Raw genomic sequence first — 4844 nt, 5'->3', positions numbered from 1 at the left:
TGCATCCACGATCTCGACGTTGCTGTCTCCACCATCAGCAATAATATTATCTACTCTATCAGTTAGGATGGCTAATCCACTATCAACTGCAGTCATATCCTGCTCTACCCGATCAAAGCCGACATTAATATTGCTAAAATCCTCAGATATTCTTTTACTGCCTATAAGGTTCGCATATTTATTTGCCATCCCCTAAACCTCCCCCCTTGTTTAGTAGTTCATCCACGTTTTTCTGTCTGATCTCTTCTAAACGTTTAGCAGCAGTATCTATGACACCATTTAAGATCGCTTCTTCTTGCCCCGGGTGGTATGGAGTAACGGCCATAATAACAGCGACTATCTCGGGCACAGGCAGCAAGGGATTGATTTCTACTTTTAATATTGGTTGTATCTGGGCCATATTAACCTCCATCAAAAAAGACACCCCCGTAGGAGTGCCTTTAATTTATTTTTGTAAAGCAGCTTTTTTTGCTTCGAGCTCTGCAATTTGTTTATCATAGTCAGCAATTTTTACTTCTAACTCAGCTAGTTCCTTTTTGGAATCCTCAATTGATTGTTCAAGCTCTTTTATTGTAGCTAGTGCTGTTTGATATCGAGGGTCCGTATCATCAGTTGTGGCAATAAATTTCTTTTCTCGCTCCAATCTTTCATTAGGACTATTTACAATGTCCTTTAACTGATCTCGTTTTTTTATAGCACTTTCCCTTAAACCACTAAGAGTTCTAATTGAATCATCTAATGAGGAAATTGCATCATAATTATCATTTGGTGAAATATTCGGACTTGTAGTCACTAACCCAATTTCCTCCTTTGTAACACTAAGCTTCAAATCAAGTGCATTTGCCAACGATCTCACAGGTAAGTAACTGCTTCCATCCACAACAATAGCTTTATCAATTGCCTTATTATTTAATGTTACTTTAATTTCATTACCAACTTTTTTACCGATCTTAGAAGACACCGCCGCGTAAGCTGGAACTGAAGAAGCCACCAGCAAACCTACGACGAAACCAATAATATACTTACGCACAATCGACAACCCCCTCCAACATTTTACAACATTATAGCATATCTGAGCGTTGTTCGTGGGTGTGTTGTGGAGCAGACGTAAATTGTTGCAGCCCTAATTCCGCGCCGGATGAGTTATATGTCATGATATACCTTCCTGATGAAATCCCGTGATTATGACCACCAGACATTCCAGTACTATAACCTGCAGTAGCTTTCCCGCTTAGTTCTACATAGAGATTGGAGCTATTTATTTTTATTTTATCCCACGATGCTACCCAAAGCGTACCTCCATTCGGTATGTTTACATTACCATTTAAATCGATCTCATCTGCCGTTATTTCAATTGCACCAGGTGAAAAATGATCAAACGTAACATCCTTTCCTCCATTAGAAAATGCTAACACGGGCCGACTTTTTGTTACGTAATAAGGCGATATATTAATATAACTGCTCGCTGATGCATACGCTCCAAAATAATTCCCCGTACTACTCATCTCTGAGAACGGAAAAGATGCAGATGTTCGAATCAAGGACCCCGTAATAGTCGATCCCGTAATTACTCCGCTAAATTTGGCATCAACTGCCTCCATCTTGCCTTGCATGTTAACTTTAAATGGTGCATTAGCAAAATCAGCATGCCCGGCCCATAATCCGTTATTATTAGCCTTAACTACGCTATTGCCATCCCCAATAGTAATGGATGATCCGTCTATCGTCCCCCCAATAATGGTTGCTGCTTGGATCGTGCCGCTAAATATGCCGTCAGCGCCCTCCAGCGTCCCTGAGAATTTTAAGCGATTGGCTTGACCATCATAGTGCAGGCTAGATGATCCGTTTACTTGCCAATCCATTACATCGCTGTTGAGAGTCAGCTTGCTCTTATGGTCCTCTCGCTCAACAACAAACCCATCAGTCCGGCTGTGCGTAATGCCGTAATAAGGACGGCCATACTTTACTGTATCAGAATTGAGCTTGTTCACTTGCTGCGTCAGACTGCCCTCAATTACAAACTCCGATTGCTGCTCTGATCTGGATGGTGACTCCACTTGCATGACTAAGCCGCCTTTAAACCTAAACGTCATATGCTGCACTATCGTCTGGTACTGTTTAATACCGTCCCAAGGTAGGTCAGCATTCTCCCATGCCGAAAAGGTCTCAATCCAGCTTGTACCCTCATACATTCCAAAGCTAACCCTATCCCCATGCTCTAGCTGAGGAAATCCTCGCGCATCCATATTGATAGGCAAGTAGCTAAAGCCGTTTAGCTTAGCATAGAGGTCATTAGTGATTGCCTGAGTGGTAAAGGGATTTTCGACGTGTAGTGTATGATTTTCGTCACCGCTGCCGGCCTCATAGGTGAGCTCATCCTCTGTGTTATAAGTTACTACAATTCTAGTGAATGTCTTAAGAGGGTTGAGCTGCTTAACGCGGATATAATCAGCAGGAGTCATGTTAAATGATGGCGTATCGGATGCAGTAAACTGTCGGAATCGTATAATTCCTGTTTTGCTTACATAGACGCTTGCACCGTTCGCGCTGGCGATATACCCCAGTACTTGCCGCATGCTGTAACCGGCTGGCCCCGCCTGAATTTGATAGGCAGGATTAATCTGTACGCTGCTGTCGTATACAAACCCGAGCCTGCCGCAGATCTCATCCCATACGGCCTGTTGCGTCGTCGGGTAAGCCAGTGCCGATACATAAGGCACGTCAGACCATACCAGCTTGTCATAGCAGGTAAACGTCCATAGGTCATTAAGCTTCTTCCTATTGTCCACGTAAAACTCACCCATAGGTAGCCACTCTGTATTCCCTCCAGCCCAGGGCAGCTCCATACCCTCCCATGAATCCGTTGCTTCATTCCAGGTCAGGCCAGCCAGCGACAATGAGAGATACGGGATAATCTTTGCATTAGCCGGTATGGTCTCTTGTGTCCGTAACGTAATGGTGAGCTGGCTGAGTACAGTTGTCCCGAGCTCAAATTCATCTGCTACCTTTAGACTGTTTTCAATAGAGAAATCCACAATGACTGCATCATTATAGATTACACCATCAATGTCAGCTCTCACCTTAAATTCCCGATTGTGCCGCCGAAGTTGTTCTAAATACACTTGTGATATTGGATACATAGGCTATTGCTCCGTTAGCGTGACTTTTAATCCTGACCACAATACCTGATCACCTTTGGCAACTGTAAACGGTGCAGGCCTATTACCGACATAAAATGTCTTGGTCACATAGGTACCTGCCTGCGGATCAGGATAAGTGAAATTAAAAAATACACCACTCATTGATTCGAGTAGTGCTGATATCTTAGACCATGACAATAGACCCCATTCCATGTCAATCTGTCGTTTGACAGCAATACGGTCCCTGTTGAGGGTACCGTCTGCTGTCCTGGTTGTGGAGTCACCGTCATCCAGATCCAATGTCGTGACTGAAAACTTGGACGGATATTCTGCAATTACAGTTCCATCTATTTTTAGCTCCATGTTAATCATCGCTCCTTATAACTCCAATATTGCTCGGCCAGCCTGACGTTGGGCAGCATTAATAGCCCGTGCCGCTGTGCGACCGAACTCCGTTTCTCCTATTTGCAATACGGTTTGGTTACTATTGTTTTTTATGGCCTGCAATATTTGTTCCAATAAGACAACCATTCCTTGATTACTACCCCCAAGCATGTCCTGCAGCTTGGAGAGTGGGCTAACTACTTCTGGATCGACAGCAGCTCCTTTGTTATCTCCGACCATTGCCAGCGTTGGACCGTAGGCCAAACCACCTTTTGCGAGTTTAGGAATCTTGGGAATATTAACGCCGAAGCTCTTCCCGCCTAGATCGCCAGGCACCCAATCAGGAACATCAATTTTAAAACTATTCAAACCACTAATCATTCCATTAATCGCGTCGATGATGAGGTTCAACGGTGTTTTAACAATCCCATACAGGGTGTCAAAAACCCCCTTGAATATACCTTTAACGCCTTCCCATGCTTTGCCCCAATCTCCTGTAAACACCCCGGTTATAAATTTGATGATACCTACGAGCGTGGTCTTAAGCCCGCCTATTACAGTCCCAATACCTTCAAACACTGTAGTAAATGCAGGCTTTAGCTTGTTCCACAGAGTGCTAATGATAGGATTGATTACCTTCTCCCATAAAAACTGTAGCACTTCTATTACTCCCTTGATGACAGGTATCACCGTCTTAGTCAATATCGCATAGATCCCATTCCATGCTTCCGCCAAGACGGTGCCGATCGCATCAGCAAGTGGTAGTACAACCTGTTTCCACACCAGTGTCAGGTAATCCCCGAGAACTTTGAAAATAGGCTGCAATACTGTACCTATGAATTTTCCGAGTGGAACAAGAACGTCTTGCCAGAGCATCTTAAAAATACTGACCAGGTTAGGGATTAACGTCTTAACGAAAAAGTCGATAACCGGCTTCAAAACCTTATTCCAGGCATCTACTAGGACCGTTTTCACAAAGGTTGCCAGCGGTTGCAGAGCTTTAAGCCACGTATTACCCAAGTCAATAAGCGCCTTCCGGAAGCTTTCACTTTCCGAATATAGATCAATGAAGCTATATATCAATAGCCCTAGTCCGGCCGTTATCAACACAATAGGCGAGGTGACAGCACCAAATGCTGCCGATATGGCACTCAATAAGAGAGGTACCGCACCTCCTGAAACGATGAATGTACCAATCGTTGATACAAGAGATGCAATGCTAGATATAATAGGAGCTATCGCCAATATTAAGCCTGCAACCTTAAAGGCTACGAAAAAGCTGGCGATAAATAACGCGCCTTTAACGAACGTCTCCTGATT

At 43.9% G+C, this 4844-nt stretch carries 6 protein-coding genes; all 6 read right to left on the bottom strand.

Annotated elements, in window-relative coordinates:
• Window positions 1-189, bottom strand: a 189-nt coding sequence (locus AC50YO_RS25385) for a hypothetical protein (RefSeq protein WP_494851381.1), incomplete at its 3' end; no start/stop codon positions are given.
• A complete protein-coding gene (locus AC50YO_RS25380) occupies window positions 179-400 on the bottom strand; it encodes a hypothetical protein (protein WP_494851379.1) in 222 nt (73 codons plus the stop codon). The genes AC50YO_RS25385 and AC50YO_RS25380, both read right to left, overlap by 11 nt.
• Before the next feature lie 45 nt (window positions 401-445).
• A complete protein-coding gene (locus AC50YO_RS25375) occupies window positions 446-1030 on the bottom strand; it encodes a hypothetical protein (protein WP_494851377.1) in 585 nt (194 codons plus the stop codon).
• A gap of 31 nt (window positions 1031-1061) precedes the next feature.
• Window positions 1062-3080: a hypothetical protein gene (locus tag AC50YO_RS25370; RefSeq protein WP_494851376.1), complete on the bottom strand. Its 2019-nt coding sequence runs from the start codon at window positions 3078-3080 to the stop codon at window positions 1062-1064.
• A gap of 63 nt (window positions 3081-3143) precedes the next feature.
• A complete protein-coding gene (locus AC50YO_RS25365; protein WP_494851374.1) occupies window positions 3144-3503 on the bottom strand; it encodes a DUF6711 family protein in 360 nt (119 codons plus the stop codon).
• A 15-nt stretch (window positions 3504-3518) separates the two neighbouring features.
• On the bottom strand, window positions 3519-4844 hold a 1326-nt coding region (locus AC50YO_RS25360; RefSeq protein WP_494851372.1), incomplete at its 5' end, for a phage tail protein.

The organism is Paenibacillus sp. J22P59 (genome assembly GCF_059383895.1).
This window is presented reverse-complemented; position numbering and strand designations above follow the sequence as displayed.

Bases quoted from the DNA above. Each gene is read 5' to 3' on its own strand.
- AC50YO_RS25380 (WP_494851379.1), bottom strand. From the start codon at position 400: ATGGCCCAGATACAACCAATATTAAAAGTAGAAATCAATCCCTTGCTG.
- AC50YO_RS25365 (WP_494851374.1), bottom strand. From the start codon at position 3,503: ATGGAGCTAAAAATAGATGGAACTGTAATTGCAGAATATCCGTCCAAG.